The 19792-nt window shown below is 69.6% G+C and carries 2 protein-coding genes (1 of these 2 running past the window's edge); both read right to left on the reverse strand.

Annotated features, from left to right (window positions below; genetic code table 11):
• Window positions 1-663 (reverse strand): hypothetical protein, encoded by a 663-nt coding sequence (locus AB0H49_RS01320; RefSeq protein ID WP_357245876.1) that lies wholly within the window; start codon window positions 661-663, stop codon window positions 1-3.
• Window positions 663-19792: the 3' end of a sigma factor-like helix-turn-helix DNA-binding protein gene (locus AB0H49_RS01325; protein WP_357245879.1), read on the reverse strand. It continues 24463 nt past the right edge of the window; 19130 of the gene's 43593 nt are visible here — the last part of the coding sequence; its start codon lies beyond the right edge, outside the window; the stop codon is at window positions 663-665. The genes AB0H49_RS01320 and AB0H49_RS01325 overlap by 1 nt, the downstream gene beginning before the upstream one ends.

The following is a 19792-nucleotide window of genomic DNA, read 5'->3' on the forward strand; positions in this document are numbered from 1 at the left end:
TCAGGGAATGTGCGGGTAGTGGATGCGGTCGTCGTCGGACAACTCGGTGATGCGGAGTTCGCCCGCTCCCCCGCAGATCGGGCACGCGCGTGATCCTTGGCAGGTGCGGCAGCGGTGGCGGCCGGTGGCGGTGGGCGCCTTGGTCCAGCCGGTGCCGTGGCAGGTGGGGCACAGGCCCTGGCCGTCGCATTCGTAGCAGAGGACGGCGCCGTCGCTGACGGTGTCCTGGGTGACGGCCGGGGCGGGGCGGGCGGGGGGTGGATCCGGCTGGTAGAGCTGGATGTTGGGGGTTTCGCCGAGCAGGACGATGCCGCCGTAGCCGTCCTCGATACGGGCTTGCAAACAGTAGCCCTCGCGATCGCCGCGGACGACGACCACGGTCGGGGCCTGCGGATCACGCTGGACGTGCACGGCCCAGCCCGCGGTGTGCAGCACCTGGGCGGCGCGGTCGGCACGGGACGGATCCGGCGGGCCGGACAGGTTGGCCAAGGCCTCGAACCGGTGGCGGGGCGGATCGGCCCAGTCCACCTGGCTGGGATGTTTCGGGACGACCACGTACGGCGCCGACCCGGGCACGAGCTGGGCGCCGAACCAGCGCATCTGGCCGCGGAGGAACTCGGCGGAGCGGTCCAGCCACTCGCGCACGCCCTCGATCTCCGCCATTACCGCGCACCACCTTCGCGATCAGCCGTTGCCGGTCGGTAACCGGCGGGCTTGTACACGATCACCATACGGTCGGTGGGCTGCGGCGGCGAATACTTGGCCATGGCGTCCGGGTTGAGCACATTGCTGGCGCCGGTGTCGATGGTGAACAGGTATTCGTCGCTGCCGTCGCCCGCGAACTCGGTGTGCTCGATCACCTCGAAGGCGGCCGCGGCCGAGGGCGGCAGCACGCGGCTGATGGCGAGCATGAGCTTGTCGCCCTGGATATGCCCGCGGTCGCCGGGTTCGCCACCTTCCACCAGTTCCGACTTCATGTCCCACTGGATCTCGATGTGCGCGCCGGGCACCAGGGTGTGCGGCAATTGCCGGGCCAGGGTGTCGTAGTCGGTGTCACCGTAGTGGGCGCTGACGTTGTTGATGTAGTAGCGCGCCACGCCACCGTTGCCGCCGATATTGAGCACCGCGCCGTGCAGCAGGAAGTCGGCCCACACCATGAGCGATCCCGGGCGGGTCAGCGGACCGGCGTCGAGGATGCCGAGGTTGCGGCGGCGCTGGCCGGCGTCGGCGTAATCCATGGGGAGTTCGGTTTGCAGGATCAGGCCGCGACCGGAGGTGTCCTGCGCGGGCGTCAATTCGACGGCGAACCCGCCGCGCCCGACACCCACATCCACGGTATGGCCGCCCTCGACCGCCGCGGGCACCGACGGGCGCGGCACGAACCGCACTGGATGGCTCTGCTCGGCGGGCAGTCGATACTGCGCGCGCGGACGCGAGAGCACGTCGATCGAGGACCGGCCGTTGGCCTCGTCATGGATCACCACGACGTATTCGATGTCCAAGCCTGCCATTTCGGCACCCCGGTTGGCTCGGTCCATGGCGTGGAAGAAGTCGAGCATGGACATGGTCTGCCCGCCCGGATGAACGGCGGTGGTCGGGAAGTACACCTGACCGGTGGACCGATCGAGCAGGCCGCCGACCCGGTCGGGCATCTGGGTGTAGGCGCGGGCCGCCTGGCGCATCCGGTCGAAGTCGATGGCCTGATTGATCTGCTGCATGTGGCCCGGGGTGTGCTGCACCTCGGTGATCGCGGCGTCCAGTGCGGCCGCCCGCCAACCCGGCGGCATCGGATCGTTGAAGGCGCGTTTGATCGGAGCCAGGGCGGCGACCAGGTCGTCGGCGCTGAACAGTTCGGCCGCTTCGAGCTGTTTGCGGATGGTGCTGACGTCGCGGTTGGCGAAGATCGGCTCGAACAGGCGGCGGCACTGCTCCTCGCGCATCCGGGCATTGAGCGAAAGCCCCTCCGCCATCAGCACTTCGGAGGCGTGCTCGCCGGTCAGGAAGCGCGCCAGCTGGCCGAGGTGGGTGAGCGCGGCCTCCTGGAACGCGGGGTCGGTCAGTGTCTTGCCGAAGACGGGCCGGGAGGCGACGGCGCCACCGTATTCCAGCCCGATCCGGCGCGCGAGCTCCGGATCGTGGGCGGCAAGCGCTTGCGCCGCCGGACCGACCGAATCCGCGTCCATGCCCAGGTGCGCGATCAGGTCGTCGAAGTCGGCCCGGATCTCGGGGGTCAGCTTGCTGCGGGCGGGGTCGAAGATCGACTGATCCAGCTGGGTGGCGAGCACTTTCAGTTCCGCGAAGCGCGGACCGGGGTGCTGGAATTCGGGGTCGGTCAGCTGCCGGATGCGGGTGAGCATGTACGCGACGGCACGCGGCACGTCCCGGGTGCGCAGCCGGTCGGACAGGATGATGTCGAACGCGGCGCCGCCGGGACGCAGCTGGAAGCTTCCGACCTCGTCGCCGATGGCGCTGTCGACCTGCAAGTAGACGGTGCGGCCGTCGGGCAGCATGAAGTGGCCGTCGCGATGCCAGCCGGTCCCGGGGAGCATGATCGCCCGGAGCATGTTCTGCACCGCGTGCCAGGCCGCCTCGGTGGTCAGCACGCCGTCGTCGGCGGTGCGGCCGTTGCCGTCGAAGTTGCCTACGCCCTCGATGATTTCGCCGAAACCGTCCGGTAGGACGACGTTCCGCGGTTGCGACGACTCGAGGTACTCCGGCCGTTTGGTGTGTTCGGGTCCGAGATACTCCGGACCCTCGACCTCCCGGCCCGGCACCACGGCGTCCGGCAACGACGGATCCGCGCCGAGATACTCCGGCCCCTCGGCGGTGGGCACGATCTGAGTCGGCGTCGCCGGATTCCGCCCACCGAGACTCGATTCGCTCGCCTCGGCGGACGGCCCCGACACCTGCTGGTTCGTGGATACCTCGGACTCGGCGCCGCGCGGCTGCTCGATGCCGATCATGGTCGGCGCCTGGTCGAGCGGCTCCGTGACGGCGGGGCTTGTGTCGATCATGGTCGGCTCGTGCGGCACCGCGGGCGTGACCGACCGGGGCGGAGTGGAGGTGCCCGGTGTGGGAATCGCGGTGATCGTCTCGGCTCCCGCGACCGACCCGGCCACCTCGCCGACCCCGAGCTTGTGCGCGATCCGGGCCAGATAGGTCGCTACGGTGTGCTCGGAAATCTCCAGCGCCGCGGCGATCTCGGTGTTCGACCGCCCCGCGGTACGCAGCGTGTACACCTCGGTCTCCCGTGGGCTCAACGCGGTACGCCCCTCGCCGGACTGCGGCCGGAGGGCGAACTCGGCGTCCATGGGGAGGATGCCCGCCCGCAGCGCGGTCGCCACCATGCCAGCCCGGCTGCTGATGCCCAGCACGCGGCCGATCCGGACCAGGTGGTTCTTCACCACGGACTCGGTGGTGCCCATGGCCAGCCCGGCCTCCTTGTTCGACCAGCCGTCCGCGACCAGAGCCAGGACCTCGAGCTGGACGTCGTCCAGCGCGTCCGGGTGCAGCCCGCCCTCGAGCTTCATGTCGACATCCGGATCCGAGAACGGCAGGATGCCGCCGCGCACGCCGATCGCCGCCATCGCGGCCCGGTCGCCGGTGCCGAGCTTGATGGCGATGCTGGTCAGGTGGCTGTGCACCGTGTAGTCCGCGAGCGTCAACCGCTCCGCGATCTGCTTGTTGGTCAGGCCCGCCGCCACCAGATCCAGCACTTCGACCTCCCGCGGGGTGAGGTCGCGATGGGTGATCAGCGCATCGGGGTGGGCCTCCGTATCGGCGGCGTGCTCGGTGCTCGGCAGCAGCGCTTTTCCATTGGCGCCGTAGGCGATTGCGGAGACCTTGCGGGACCCGGGCGTGACCGTGCCGGGCACGTGCTCGCGCCACGCGCCGTCGTCGATATTGGGATCGCTGACCATGACCTGCCCGTCGACCAGCCGCCACAGGGTCAGGTGCGCGACATTCATGCCGCCGATCGAGTACTCCTCGACCACCAGCATCGCGGTGGCCGGGTCGTCCCGGTCGGTCAGGCGCGCGGCGATCGCGTCCCGGGAATCGGCGGGTCGCATCCGGCCGTGCGCGTACTGCTCCTCGACCTCGAGCGCGGTCCGACCGGATAGTTTCGCCTCGGTGGGCACGGTGACATCCAGCCCGACCGCGCGGCCGGTGCGCATGGTTTGCCGGACGCAGTCCTCAGCAGGGCGCGGATTCGATAGCGGCGCACCGGCTTCGGGCAGGTGGAAGCCCGTCCCGCCATCCGAAGTGTCCGAGGCCGCGCGCTGGCCGGGTATCCGGCCGCTCGTCTCCGGACCGGCGGTCGGGGCACCCGGACGGCGGATTCGCTCGGCGAAACGCCGCAGGAAGCTCCGCTTCGCCGCCGGGCTCTCGGATTCCGCCGAGCGGCTCTCGCTCTCGGCCCGCGGTTCCCCAGCCGCGGTGGGTGTGCTGTCGATCTCCGGCTTCGGGGTGTGCAGCTCGACGAGCGCGGCGGGGGCGAGCGGCGCAATCCTGGCCGACCCGTCCAGCAGCAGCTGGGCGATACGCTCGGCCAACTGGTCAGGGCTGGTGCCGGTCATCCCCTGGAACCACTTGGACAGCACATCCGCAGGGTGACCGGCGTGATTCGGCGGCGCGACCCGCCAGGCACCCGCGCCGTCGGCGTGCGACCGCAGCGTGAAGGACGCCACTCCGATGGGCAGGTCCGTGTCGACGAACTTGCCTGCGGGCCGGTCGCCGAAATCCCGGATCGGGAGCGGGATCTGGCGAGTGACCAGCCGGTGGCCGACCGCCGCCGGATGCGGCTCGGTGATCGACGGGTCCGCCTGCACCATCCGGAAGCCGACGTGCTCGAACCCGTGGGTCACCCGGGCATGGGCGGTACCCGCGGCGATGAAGGCATCCGGCCCGAGCAGCTCGAGCCATTGCCGGATATCGAGATCGAAGGTGAAGTCCGGATCCACTTCGCTGCGCAGCCGATAGCGCAGATAGTGATCCAGCAGCATCGGCGCGACCTCGTCGTAGCGCGGCGCGCGGAACATGCCTTCGGCGTCGTCTTGCGGCATGTCCGCGACGACGACCTCGCCGTCGGGTCCCCTCGTGACCGACAGGTATTCGAGTTCGTGCGATCCCCGCCACAGCACGCCGTCGAAATCGGGCTGCTCCAGCTCGAGATCACGCAGCAAGCCGACGTGCTCGCCCGGTTCGGCGAGCACCAGCAATCGTGGCTTGTCGCTGCCCGGACGCGGCGGGAGCAGGGCGAGCCGATCCGCGAGCGGGCCCTCGTCGACAACCCGTTGCGCGCCGGGGTTTTCGGCCAGCACGCGATCCAGCTCCCGGCCGAAGACACCGAAGTCGAGACCGGTTGTCTCCAGCTCGGAGGCGGTGGCCGCCTCGATCGCGGCCTCCAGGGCGTCGAGCGGGGGTTGAGCGGCCGCGTCCTCCTCGATGTCCCACGGCAGCCGCCGGTTCAAATCCTCGCTGGCGAAACGGGCGAGATCCAGGGCGATCTGGGCGTCCACCAGACCGGTCTCGGCCAGATAGGCGCGCACCGCAGCGAGCCGATCCGCCGCGCTGTCCTCGGCGGCCAGGTAGGCCTGCTCGGCCGGGCCGAGCGGTACGAACACGCCCTGCGCGCGCTGGGCGCGCAGCTCCTGGATCGCCTCGACGAAGCGGGCGGCGTACCGGTCCAGCAGCGCGTCCGTGTGCTCCGCGGGGGTGGCGGTTTCCGGTGCGGGCGTGTCCGCCGTCTGCGGAATGGCGTGCGCGCGATCCCATTCCGAACCGAAGAAGTTTTCCAGGTCGACGCCGTCGACAACCGGGCCGAGCGTCGCCAGCTGCTCCCGAACGGTCCGGGCCGCGAACCGGTAAGCCACCGCGTGCATCGCCGCCCGCGGCACCTGGTTGTCGTTGCGGAGGCCGTCGTACTTCGACTCCACCGAATAGACGTTGCGCAGCAGGTTTTCGGCGCGGTCGTAGGCGGCGTGGTAGGCCTGCGCCAGCGGGCTGCCGGTGTAGCGGCTGTACCCGTGCATTTCGCGGCGGTGGTGGAACCGGCGGGCCTGGGCCTCGGCGCGCAGGTCAAGCATCGCCGTGACGTAGTCGGCGCGGCCTTCGGTCAGCAGGACCAGCGGGTCGCTTCCCGCGCGCGTCGCTTGCGCCAGGTGCGCCGCGACGACCAACTGCTCGGCGTTGGAGATGGAGCCGCGGCCGAAGGGCAGCACCAGAGTGTTGGTGACGGCGTCGTAGCCCGATTCGCGGGTGAAGTTCTCGCGACCGACGTCGGTCGTTCCGATCTGGTCGAAGCCGAACCGGATCCGCACGCCGAGGCGCTCCAGGGTCCGCATTGCCCAGCGACCGGTCTCGGTCGACTGCAATTCGGCTCGGACGCTGATCATTTCGCGGTTCGCCGTGCGCTCCAGCGACGGCAGCACGGCCCGGTCGGCGATCTCCAGATCAGGCGCGACCGCGGCCTCTCGGCGTGGGCGCCCGTTGATGTCATCGATGGCGCGGCCCACCGCCACGGCGCGCGCGTGCGCCGCCTGCCACAGTTCGGTCAGCTCGACCAGCGCGCCCATCTGCTCCCGGCTGTGCGTGGGCCACATGCGGACCTCGGAACGCCGGAAGTGATCGGACATCACGTCGAGCACGTAGTGCAGTCGCGCCACCCGATTCGTGGTGTCGGGCATCGCGGCGACCTTGCTCGCGGTCATCGCGTGCACTTGGTCTTGGACCTGATCCCAAGCCGTCTCGAGCGCGTCGATCTCCCGTTGCAGCGCCGCGGTGATCCGCATCAGGCGCTGCCGCTCGCGCACCTGCCGCTCCGTCAGCTCGAGCCCGCGGCCCATGTCCTGGCGGCTCTCCCATTGGCTCTCGAGGGTTTCGCGCAGATCCGTCGCGGTGCTGAACTCCGCGCTCTTCAGCAGCGCCTCGACCCCGGCCACCCGCCGGGCGCGGCTCGCCAGCGCGTCATCGGTGCCCGGCGCCACCTGCGCGCTGTCGTAGGCGGCGAAGTAGCGGGCGAACAGGTTCTGCTGGAACGCCAGGTCGGCTGGATCGACGCCGAGCAGGTCTGTGCGCGCGAAACCGGCGTCCTGCACCTGTTGATCGAACTCGGCCTGCCAGGCGATCGCGGTGGCCTCCGCGCGCAGCCACGGCTCCACGAAGGCGTCCCGGTCCATATCGCGGATCAGCATGGGTTCGGTTTCCACCGCGTCGGCCGCGACGGCCTGCATCCGGGCCGCGTGCGCGATCACCTGCTCGGCCACTGCGATGAGGCCTCGGCCGGTGGTGTCGATGGTGATCTGGCGGATGCGGCCGTGGAAGTGATCACGGTCGCCGAACTGGACGTTGGCTTCGGCGTTGTGCAGGATCGCCATGGCCTCCTGGCCGATGGCGGTGCGGAACAGCAGTTCCCACACCGGGTGGGTGGCGTCACCGGGCAGGCCGACGACCGTCGGACCCAGCAGCGGGTCGGGCGGCTGCGCGGCCAGCTCGATCCTCCGGGTCCGCGGCTCGTCGGCGAACGGGTCGTCCGGGTCCGGTTGCGCGCCGGCCTGATCCGACGCGGTCGCGCCGATCAGCAGGTTGTCCTCGGGCAGCGGGGCGGCGCGATCGCCGACGTTCTGGACGACTCGGCCGTTGCGCCAGACGACCGCGCGGGTGGCGGCGGTCTCCGCGCGGGAGCCGCCGGTCAGCTCGGCCAGCGAGACCCGGTCGCCCGCGGCGGTCCGGAACCAGGCCAGCCCGTCGCCGTCCGGCTTGCCCTCGTAGGTGACGCGCTGTCCGTCGACCTCGAAAACATTGTCGCCCAGGTACTTCACCGTGTAGGCGTGCGCACCGATTCCGGTCTGCTGGTCCGCGGTGTGGCGCTGGTCGAGCACCCAGGCCATCGCCCCCGGCCCCGCCTGGTGGATCAGGCCTTCGACGAGGTTCGCGTGCGCCTCGTGCGGCCCGGCGGTATCGAACCCTTCCGGCCGCGCCCCACGCAGCAGCGCCCGCACGTCCCGCCACCGCCGCCCGAACGGACTCCGGGTTTCCGGATCCGGCCGCCCCGCGACATCGCCCTGATCCGCGACCACCCGTCCCAGCGACCGGTCGACGCAGTCGGCGATCGGCAGCGTCGCGGTGTCCGCTTCGGAGGGAACCGGCTGCGTCGCGACGACATCCGGCTCGCTGAACCCGTGCGCGCTGTCGCCGATCTGCCCGACGGCCGCGGGCGCCGGGTTCCGGACCGGCAGTCCGGACAGACGCGGATCGTGCGCTGCGCCGTCCCAGCCGCGAAGCCCCTTGGCGGCCTGTGCGATGTCCGCACCCGTGAGATTCGCCGCGGCAGTGGCGCCGATCGCACCGCCGATCCCGGCCGCGTGCGCGGCATTCCAATCCAGAGCGCTGTCGCCCGTGCGCTGCGGTGCGGACCTGGCGCGCGACAGATCCAGGCTGATCGGAGCCACCTCGGCGGTGCCCGTGGCGAGGTTCTTGTCGTAGTGGACAGCGCGGTCGGCTACCGGGGCGAGGGTGGCGGGAGCGTTGGCCGCGGCGGGGTGGTTGGCGAGCACCTCGGCGACGGCGTGCAGGATGCGGGCCGACTCGGGGTTCGGCATCAGGGCGGCGAGTGCTCGCAGGCGTTGCGGGGCAACGATTTCGGCGAGCCGGTCGGCGTCGGCCGCCTGGTCGAACGGTGTGCCGTGCGCCTCCCACAGCAGGTGTTCGTGCAGAGTCAGCTCCAGGACACCCGCGTGGTCGCCTTGGTTGGGCACCCGGACGGGCATCAGGATCTGCGCGTGCTCGCCCTGGGGCAACATCAGCTGGACGGCCTGCCACAGGGTGCGCAGTTCGGCGTCCGAAGCGAGGGCCTGCGGGTGGGTCTGTCCCCAGTCGGTCAGCGTCGTGGCGACGATCTGGTTGGCGCCCAGCGGCGGCGCGAGTTCGACAATGCCGTGCGCGTTGTACCCGCGCGCCATGAGCAGCCACTTCAGCGCGTAGGCGGCCTCGGCGTAGGCGGCGCGGGCGGCGCTCGGGTCGGCCGCGGGTTCGGCGGTCGCGGATTCCAGGGTGGCTTCGGCGGTGTTGGGCACCAGGGCCGCGGTGAGAATCGCGTTGCCGCGCACTACGAATCGACCGTGCATCTCGGTCAGCGGCAGGCCGTCTCTACCGGTGGCCTCCACCATCAGCTGCACGTGGAACGTACCGGCCTTCATGTCGAAAGTGACCAGCGAGCCCTGGAAGACGTGTTTCAGGCGCAGACTCCGGTCACCGGTCGCGGTGTACCAGGCCTTGAAGATGCTCTCCTTGATCGAGAACAGCACCTTGTCCCAGGCCACGCCGCTGTCCGGTAGAAAGTCCAATTGCTCCTGCGCCCAGAGCAATTCCTCGACTCGGCCGGTGCCGTACATGATCTGCCGGACGGACCGGTTGTCTTCGGCGTCGATGCCGACTGCACGGAACTGCTCGGCGTCGGCCACCACCGCGGCGTAGTAGTTGAGCTGGGTAGCCCGGTCGATCATCTTGTTGGTGAGGCTGCCGACCAGCCCCTCCGGGAACACCGGTTCGCCGAGCGGGCCGCGCGGAATCTCGACCTCCCCGTGGCCGCGCTCCGCCAGCGCACGCCGGGCGGCGGTGCGCGTGTTCGCCTTTTCCTGCACCCAGGACGGCGGCGACGTCTCCTTCAGGAGGACGGCGGCCTCCCCTGGCAGCAGGGTCGCGGTCGGATCGTCGCCGACGATCTCGTAGGTGGACAGCTCGGGCAGCAGCTGACCGATGAGCGAACCCGGCGCCTTGCGGAGTCCGTCGACGATCCCATCCTGATCGACCTGGGCGTCGGCCGACTCGTAGGCCCGGTTCTTGCTGGCGTCGACACCGAGGTCGGCGGCGTCGAAGATGTCCTTCGGGGTGAGGCCGGGCAGGATCTCGGTGACCCCGACGTGCAGGCCCATGCCGCGGTAGGCCGCGTCACCCGGGTGCTTCGGGTGCTCGATCACGTCCAGGCCGTGCTCGGCGGTGTAGGCGGCGACCCGGGCGTCGATTTCGGCGAGGATGCCGGTCAGTGTTTCCTGATCGATGCCGATGACGACGGCGGACAGTTCGTCACCGCCGGTGCGCATCGGCACGACGACGCCGCCCGCCACGTCGAGGGCGTAACGGAACGCCTCGGCGATGCCGCGGAAGTGCACGTTGGCGGCCGCGGCCCGGTTGTTCATCGCCGCGTTGAGGCCGCCGAGGTTGGCGATATCGGCGGACAGGTAGAACGCGGGCGCGCCGGTTTCGGCGACGAACCGCTGCGCGCGCACCACCTCGGCGGTCTTCACGCCGGAGAGCCGGGCGTCGTAGAAGTCGGTGACCTCGTCCCGGGCGACCGGGCGATACATCGCCTCCGCCACGAGTTCGGGGGTCAACTCACCCAGGGCGTGCAAACCCTCCGCGAAGGCGAAGCGGCGCAGTTCGTCCGGCGACGGGTATCCGGCGAGCGCGGCGAGGTTGCGGTTCAGTCCGCCGAGGGCGAGTCCTCGCGGCGCCGCTTCCGGTCCGCTCGCAGTGCCGCTTTGGCCGCCGCTACCTTCTCCGCCAGTTCGCGTTCCAGTTCCTGGATCCGTCGCGCCCGCTGTTCCGGATCCAGCCCGGTCAGCCCCAGCCGCTCGTCGCGGCTCTCCTGCGACATCGGTCCTCCCGTTCTTGCTGTCGTCGACGCCGAGGTCGGCGGCGTCGAAGATGTCCTTGGGGGTCAAGCCGGGCACGATCTCGGTGAACCCGACGTGCAGGCCGACACCGCGATAGGCCGGGTCACCCGGATGCTTCGGGTGCTCGATCTCGCTGAGCCGCTCCTGCCGAGCATAGGCAGTGACGCGTCGATTCACCTCGGCGACGATCTCGGTCAGGGTCCGCTCGTCGATGCCGAGCACGATCGCGCCGACCTCGTCGCCGCCGGTGCGCATCGGGATCACCACGCCGCCGGAGTCCTCCAGCGCGGTACGGAACGCGGTGGCGATGCCGTGATAGTGCGCGTTCGCCACCTCGGCCTGGTTGTTGCAGAACGCGTTGAGGCCGCTCAGGTTGGCCACGTCCGCCGAGACGAAGAACGCGGAAGCGCCGGTGTACGCGACGAAGTTCTGCGCCCGCAGCACCTCCGCCGTCTTCAGCCCGGACACCCGCGCGTCGTAGAACTCGGTGACCGCGTCCCGCCCGACCCGCTCGTACAGCGCGTCGGCCACGGACTCCGGGGAGGAGAGGTCCGTTTCCCGAACCTTCTGCTCGAATTCGGCGCGGTGCACGTCGTCCGGGGAGGGGTAGTCCGGGGCGGGGTCGACGCCTTGGTCGCCGGTGTCGGCTTCCGGGGTTGCGGGCGTATCACCCTGCGGCGCAGTCGGATCGGTCGGCTCGGCCGGATCGGTGCCAGGGTCGGGGTCGGTGCCGGGATCCGGGTCGCTGTCGGCCATCGAGCGGATGAACCAGATCGACTTGCCGCGGCCGTTCGCGAGCGGCGCGTAGTCCCAGGCGTCGGTTTGAGTGTGCAGGATCTGGATTCCGCGACCGCGTTCGTCGTATGCCGCGGCGTCCTGCTTCTCGGCTTCGGTTCGCTCGGGCCTCGCCGGTGCTTCGTTGTCGTCGGCTTCGGCGGCGGCCAGCGCGTCCAGATCGAGATTCGCGATGGCGTCCTCATCCACACCATCCAAGAACGCATCAAGCTCATCACCTTGCAACAGCTCCGGCTTCGCGTCGGCATCGGCATCGCCGGCCGCCAGCGCCTCCAAATCCAGATTCGCGATCGCGTCCTCATCGACGCCATCCAAGAACGCATCGAGCTCATCACCCTGCAACAACTCCGGCTTCGCATCGGCATCGGCATCCCCGGCCGCCAGCGCCTCCAAATCCAGATTCGCGATCGCGTCCTCATCGACACCGTCCAAGAACGTATCGAGGTCATCGCCCTGCAACAGCTCCGGCTCGGCGGCCCGCTTCGCGGCGGCCTCCTCCGCCAGGCGGCGCTCCTCCGCCGCCGCCACCCGTCCCTCCATCAGGTTGGCGTTCTCGCGGATCGGTCCACTCGGTGGGTGGCTCGCGACATTGTCGATGCTTTGCACCACGAGTTGACCGGCACCGGGCAGTACGCGCATCGTGACCCGCACCGGACCGGTGCTGTGCTCCAGGGAGTTCGCGACCGCCTCGCTGGTCGCCAGCCACACCATTTGGAGGTGCACGGGTGCGTCGGCGCTCCAGCCGATTGCCGCTAGCTGATCCCGCAGCCAGCGCCTCGCGATTCCCGCAGGACGGACGCGCTCGCTCTTGGCGTGGTCGTGTTCGTAGAGGTCGTCGGGGCGCTCGGTATCCGTAACCTCCTCGCCCACAGTCGTTTCCGCATAGTGCCCGGGGTGCCCCTCGAACACCGCACCGGACTGGGCGAGCCACGGCAGGAGCACCGATTCGTGCATTTCGACGAACGCGTCGGCGAGCCGGATCGGAACCGAACCCGGCTGGAAAGCCGGGTCCTTGGTGTCGACGCCCGCGTAACCCAGCTCGAGATCCCGGTACCGCATCGTGGCGCCGTTCGCGTCACGGGTGAATTCCAGCGTGACCCGGCCCGAGCCACCCTGCGCGAGGTCGAGCGCCAACGTCACAGACAGCGTGTCGACCGGCCCGTCCACGGTGGCGGCGTGCCGCATGTCCACGCTCTCGACGCGCGTCGCGAAATGCGTTCCGGCGCCCGCCAACTGGGCCGCGTGCCGGCCTCCGCCGTCGAGGAGCTCGCCGACCGAGATGGTCGAGACGCCGTCGAGCCACACGCTCACCGGCTCGGAATCCACTGCAGCGGAGGAGTTCTCGTCGAGATCGTCGCTGTCGGTGGGCGGCATCGGCACGGCAGGCGAATTCGGCGGGACGTCGGGAACCGGGCTCGGCCGCGGCCCATCGGACTCCGTGCCGCCACCGTCCCATGGCACACCCCAGTGATCGAGCCACGAGGTGAATCGCTGGTGGAACGCCTCCAAGACCGCGCCGGTCCGCTCGGGCTCTCGACCCAGTTGGACATCGGTGTACCGCGCGGTCATGGTGTCGCCGTCCGAGGAGACGGTCACCGTGATCCGCCCCGGCTCGCCGCGGACCGGGTGCAGGTCCAAGGTCATTTCGAACCCGCCGGGCACCGGTGACGTGGAATGCACCGACACCCAGAAGAAGTCGCCGTAGCCGCCGAACAGGCGACTCGGTTCGTGCTGGACCAAATACGTGACGTCGGCCAGGGATGGAATCGCGGCGCCGTCCGCCCAGACCACACCCTGGTTCTCCAGCACCGTGGAGCCGCCCGGGTAGTTCCAGAAGGGCACCGTCCGCAGATCGACACCCATGCGGTGCAGCTCGAATCGAAGCTGCGCCACGAATTTCGGGTCGTAGTTCGACTCGTGGAACACCAAGCTGAACGGCACGATCGAGACGAGCCGTCCCTCGACGATCTCCGCGACACCGTAACCGCCAGCGCCCTGCCCGGGATCCTCGTACGAGTCGTACGCGTCCGAGTGCGTACCGTCCGGTGTAGTGCGGAAGTCACCGGGGGCAGTGCCGATGACGAACGGATCGCCGCCCTCACTGCGCGTGTTGTACAGCCGACCGTCCGAGTCACGGAACAGGCCGTCGGAGTCGACGGTGAGCTTCACGACCGTCGCATCGCCGATCGCGTCGTGCTCGCTCGGCAGCGCCTTCTCGTACTCGGGCTTGCTCGGCGCGACGATATCGGAGTCTCGAACGGGCGGTTCCGACAGCCGGTCGTCGGCGCGCGAGTCCGGGGAACTCACGTCCTCCGTCGACTGCTCTCCGACCGTCGTTTCCGCACCGCCGCCGGGATTCCCTGCGAAGTCGACACCCCGCGCCGCCAGCCAGGGCACTACCACCGATTCGTGCGCGTCGACCAGCGCCTGGTCTGCACCAGGGCTCGGATCCAAGTCGCCGTCGCCGAGATCTATCTCCGAATACCGTGCCACGACCGCGTCGCCGTCCACCGCGAGCAGCAGCGTCACCCTGCCTGGCCGCCCCCCCGCCGAGGTGAGCGCCAGCGTTATCGACAGGCCCTCGTCGGTCATGCTGATCGCGGCGGGTCGCAGGGCGAAGCCGGCTCTGTCGGCACGCAAGGCCGTGAGCGCCGAGACGCCCGCCTCCTCCAGCACCGCCCGCGGCGTCGGCCCGGAATCACGCGCGCCGATTCTGGTGTGCGGACGATCCACGCCCGCACGGGGCGACGGCTGCTGTCCTTCTTCGAGTGGGGTTTCGAAACCGTTGTCGTTCCTGACGATTCCGTACACACCCGCGACATCCGGGTGCTCTCGGCCGAATTCGAATTCGTAGTCCGAGACCACGCCGTCGACCTTCTCGTGCACCATCACCGCGCCGGAGGGCCCGCGGTGCAGCACCATCACGTGCGCGCCCACCGGATCACCGGCGGCGAGCCTGCTGGAGTATTCGACCACCACGTTCACCACCGCGCCGGTGTCGCGCACGAGCGCGGCGGCCTCGTCCAGCGAGGTGAAACCGCCCCGGTGCCAGTCGCCGCCCATGTGCTGGGCGAAGACATCCGGATCCGTGCCGGCGAGCGCGGTTTCCGCGTCGTCCGGCAGGGTGCGAATGGTGGAGTCGCCGGTCAGCTGCCGGGTGAAACGCTGGGCTTCCGGGGCGCAGTTCTTCGGGGCTGTATCGGACGGGCGACTGTCCTCCCGCGGTGCGGCCTGCGCTACGAAATCCGTCGTCCCGGTGATCGCGCCGGGCTCGGCGACCCCGCGCGACGCCGTATCCGGAAGCGAACGGTTCTCCGGTGGGCGTGCGCCCGCCGATGCGTTGTCGGCGAAGGTGTTCCGCTGCGTCCCGGACCGGATACCGAGCCGCTCGGCGGCATCGATGACGCGTTGCGCCGTTTCGGGACGTATCGCTGGATCATTCGCCAACGCACGCTTCACCGTGCTCAGACTCAGCCCGGTAGCACCTGCGACGTCTCCCAGGGTGGCCCGGCGGCCAGTGGTCGTCGGAAGATGCAGGTCGCGCAGATACTGCGGTAGGTGCTGTGTGAGGGCACCGAGAGCACGGCGCTCCAGGTTGGCGATGGCACGTTCGGTGCGCCCCATCTGCTGCGCGACCGCCTTGATCGACTTGCCCTGGACGAAACGCAGGTCCAGACACTGCCTTTGGTCCTCGGCCAGCTGAGCCATCGCGTCGGACAGAGTGCCGCTGCGTTGCGCCGCGACGAATATCGGTGGGACAGTGCCGTCGCCGGGCCCGGCGGTTGTGGATCCCGAAGCCGGTGCCACCTGCGAGGCGGGCTGCCGCCGCGATGCCGCGGACTGGTCCTCTTCGACGTTCGGCTGCCGGATGGCGTCGCGGATGGAGTTGCTCCATTCGGTGCCGAGATCTTCGATGAGCAGCGTCGCCATTCGCGCGTAGGCGCGACGTTGCAGATTCTGGATCGCGGACGTGGACTTCCCGAGCGCAGCGCCGATGGCCACGTGTTTGCGACCCTCGAGGAGACGCAGAGTGATGAACCGCTGCTCCAGCTCGGTGAGCCCGGAGAGGTTGCGCCGCAGAGCTTCCCGCGGAGCGGCCGAAACCAGTGCGGCGCATTCCGGATCGGTCGGAACAGGACGCCCGGTCAACTCGCCGGCCAATTTCCGCACGGCTTCACCGAAGATGTTGTCGACGGACTTCACGGTCAGTGGGTGCATCGCCTCAGCCGCTTCGGCACGCGTCATGCCCTGGACTATCCGCAGTCGCACAACGCGCTTTTCGTTGGCATCGAGCACCCGCATCGCCCGGGACAGCGCTTTCTTGTCAGTCCGCTGGGTCTCCTGTACCAGCTTCAAAGCGTTGCCCGGTTTTCCGGACGGTATCGGGTCGGGGCCGCCGGACAGCATGTCGGCAAGCTTCGGAACGGCCCGGTACTGCGTAGTCCACAACGCGGCCTGTTTACGCCCGGTCAGCGCGGCGATCTCAGGGATGCTCAGGCCCTGTCCGAACCGCAGCTCGACGAATTCCCTCGCCGCGGGCGACAGCTTCGCCGCCGCTGCCAGCACGGCATCTCGGTTCGCCGGGTCTCTGACCAACCGCATCGCGGGGCTGCTGTCGACGGAGCCCGGCTCCGCGGTCGTCGTGGTCTCGGCTCGTTCATCGGCTTCCGCCACGTCGACGGTCGAATCGGCTGCGGTGACGCTTTCCGGTGCGCCGTTGACGAGCCAGTCCGCCAGTTGCCGCGCGGCGTGGTTGCGCTGCTGGCGTACGCCGCTCTCAGTGCTATCGATCCGAGCGGCGATCTCCGCGAGCGTGTCACCTTGCAGCACACCCTCGATGACGAGCCGTCGATTCGCGGTGAGATGTCCGAGCAGCGGCTCCAGCGCGGCGTGATCTGCCTCTAGCACCGCCGCCAAAGCCTCGTCCACGGTCAGCGGTACCGCGCTGTCCGACAGTAGGTTCGCCAGCTGGTCGGCAGCTCGTTTGCGTGCTTTGCGCACCGCGTTCTCGCTGCGATGCAGTTCGGCGGCGATCTGTTCGGTCGTTTTGCCCCGCAGAGCCAATTCGATCACCGCACGGCGAGCGACCGGAATTCTGGCCAGGTGCCGAGCGAACTCGTCGTTGCGCTCGTGGTACGCGTCCTCGACAGCGTCCCAGTTCGGGTCGGCGTCCGGACGCGGGACGCCGGTGAGCGCATCCGACAACCGCTCCACGGCCCGCTTTCTGATACGCGAGAGCTCTGCCGGTTCCCGGCCCATCTCGGCCGCTACCGCGGGCCACTCGCGCGATTGCAGGACCCGCAGCTCAGCGAACTGCCGTTGCGCCGGGGACAGTTTCGCGATCGCTCGCTCCAACGTCCGCCGATTCCTCGGCTCCTGCGCGGCGCGCAGCAAGCGCGATTCCGGATTGTTCCGCTCCTCGAGCGCGGCGGCGATGGACTGGGCAAGATCCCGGATCGCCCGCTTCTCCGCAACGCGGGCGTCCGCCCTTGCCCGCTCGGAATTCAGGTTCATGGCGGCGCATGCGTCTTCGAAGGACATCGCGTCGCGTACTCGCAGCATCAACCACCGGCGCTGGTCCCGGCGCAGCCCCTCCAGCCCTGCCTGTACGTCGGAACGGCTCGCCGTAGCCAACGCCTGACTCTCCGGACCGTTCTCCGACAGGTGCGGCGCGACCGCGTGCAATTGGTCGCGCAGCCGCTGCCGGAAGCCATCGAACCAGCGTTCCTCGGCCACCTTCGCTCGGTCCGTGGTGGCCGAAGCTTGCTGCGGCTCGACCACGTGCCCCGAGCTGTCTGAGTCCGAACCCGGCAGTCCGCCACGGTACGGCCAGTTGTCGCCGGTGATCTTGCCGTTGTCCTTGATCTCGGTGAGCCTGTCCACCGCACCCCGAATGGCCGCGGGTTCGAGGCCGTCGAGGATCGCGCGCACGTCCGCCTCGGTGACCGCGGCGACCAGCGCCATCGCGTCGGGGTGGAGGTTGCGGCCCAGCGCGTCGGCCACGAAGACCGACTGGGTCTCGAACTGGGCGAAGGAGTTCTCGTCCACCGGGAAGGTGGCTTCGTCGTCGGTCGATACGACGCGACCGGACGGGGTGCTGATGATGTCGCCCACGTGGCGGTCGCGGTTGCCCGCGATGTAGTCGACGATCGCGATCATGTCGCGGATCAGCCGGTCGTAGCCGCGTACCGCACGTCCGCTCGCCGCGCCCGGCACATACTCCTGGAGGATGCCCGTGCCCTTGCTGCCTTCCCACAGATAGGTGGGCGGCTTGAGGTGGAACTTCAGCAGCCGGTCGAGCAGGTAGGTCTTGACCTCGCGCAGCGCGCGGCCGGAAGGCGGGACGCCCGCGGTGTCGGCGTCGCCGTGGAACGGCTTGTACACCCAGACGGTGTCGCTGCCCTCGAACGTCACGCGAATGAGTCCGTGCGTGCTGAGTTCGGTGTCGGTGAAGGCGGCTTCGCGAGCCGGTCCGAGAGTTTGCGGGTCGACGGGCTCGAAACTGTCCTGTTCGGTGTCGGTTTCGGCCTCCGCGTCCGTTTCGGAGTCGGCGTCACCGACGTGATCGCCATGGATGCGTCCGTTGGCGCCGATCTCGTCGAGCCGGTTCAGCACACCGTCGATCTGGGTCGCGGTGAGCCCACCCTGCTCGAGCAGCTGCCGCAACCGCGGCGGCTCGAGCGCCGCGACCTGCTCCAACACGGCGGCGTCGATGGGCCGGAACAGCGATGACGCGACGAAGTCCGAGCTCTCCCAGAAACCCGCGAGGTAGTCCACCACGCCGTGCGCGGCGCGCTGGGTTCGGGTGGCGGCGTCGAAGTCGCGGCCCGGTTCGAAGTCCGGGAAGAACGCGCGCAGCACGTCGCGCGCGACATTGCCCGCGCCTCTGAGCTTCCCGCCGGTCGGCGCGGTGCTGTCCCCCTGCTGATCCAGCGGGCCGGGACGGCGCCGGTCCAGTGGGTCGTACTGCGCGAAATCCTCGGCGACCCGCATGCCTTGGTCGGCGAGGACGCGCAGCGCGTCGTCGTTGACCGCCGCCGCGGGTTGGTAGTGCCCGCTGCTGTCGGTCATGGCGGTCAGTCGGCCAGCGTCGACCCGGATCCCGCCGACACCGGCGACCGGGCGCCCGGACAGGAACGACGAGTGGCGCATCGGCTTGTCGATCAGCCCGGTCTCGGCGTAGAGATTGCCAGCAGGGTCGAGAGCGAACATCACCGAGCGGCCGCCGGTGTCGAAAAGCTGACCGTCGTGGGCGCGGTAGAGCCTGCCATCCGGTCCGATGACGATGCGCTGCGTCGCCAACTCCGCCTCGGACAGGTAGTGCACGACCGGATCACCCCAGTCGTTGCGGCGCAGCTCCTCGCCCACATAGCCACGCTTCAACTCAACGGTGGGCAGGTTGTCACCGGTCAGCGGAGCCGGGATCTCGTCCGCCGCGAGGACAGCGCCGACGGTGTCGTTCGATGGCGTCGCCGCACGGCCTGGAGCCCGGTGCGCTTGCACTTCGTGCGGGCCTTCCGGGTCGAAGGCGAAGAACGTGCCGGGGTCGCGGCGGGTCCGCGGCTTCCGAGCCGGACTGTCCGTTACATCGGCATCCGATACAGGCGATGCCGCTGGTCGATGCGGTGCAGGTCGATTCGCATCCTGGTCGGCGAGGTCCGCGAGGCGGCGGTTGGTGTCGTCGGCTGCGTCGACCAAAGCGCCGAGTTCCAAGTAACGCTCGGCGATCTCGGCATTGTCTGAGTCGGCCTGGCTCATCAGGAAGCGCTCGACGCGGGTGGAATCCACTCGGGTGATGTCGATTCCGAGCAGTTCCGCAAGAGCCATGGCGGCCTGGTCGCGCTCGGCGCGCAGCTCGGTGAGTACCGGCGAGTCCGGGCCGAGGTCCGCGGGATCCATGTTCAGTGCCTCGGCTAGATCGTCCCGGTGAGCCCGAGCGCGATCCAGCTGGGCACGGGCTTGCACCGGATCGCTTGGCAGCGTGGGCGCGCTGTCGACGGAAGTCGTTGGCGCGGAGACGACTATCGGTGCCGCCACGAAGCCGACGCCGGGGATGCCGGCGAGCTGCGTATCGGTGTCTGTGGACCAGGCCACGTTCGAAGCGGCGAGCCAGCCGGACAACCGCTGATACAGCTGGTGCAGCGCGGCGCCGGTCCGCAGCGGTTCGGGGCCGAGATCGACTTCGGTGAGCCGAGCGCTGTCCGGGGTGAGCGATAAGGTGACTCGACCGGGTTCACCGCGCACCGGAGACAGGTTCAACGTCACGTCCAGCCCGCCGGTGGTGTTCGCGACTCCGGCGACGGATACCCAGCAGCCGTCGCCAT

The organism is Nocardia sp. NPDC050713, assembly GCF_040654315.1.
Lineage (GTDB): Bacteria > Actinomycetota > Actinomycetes > Mycobacteriales > Mycobacteriaceae > Nocardia.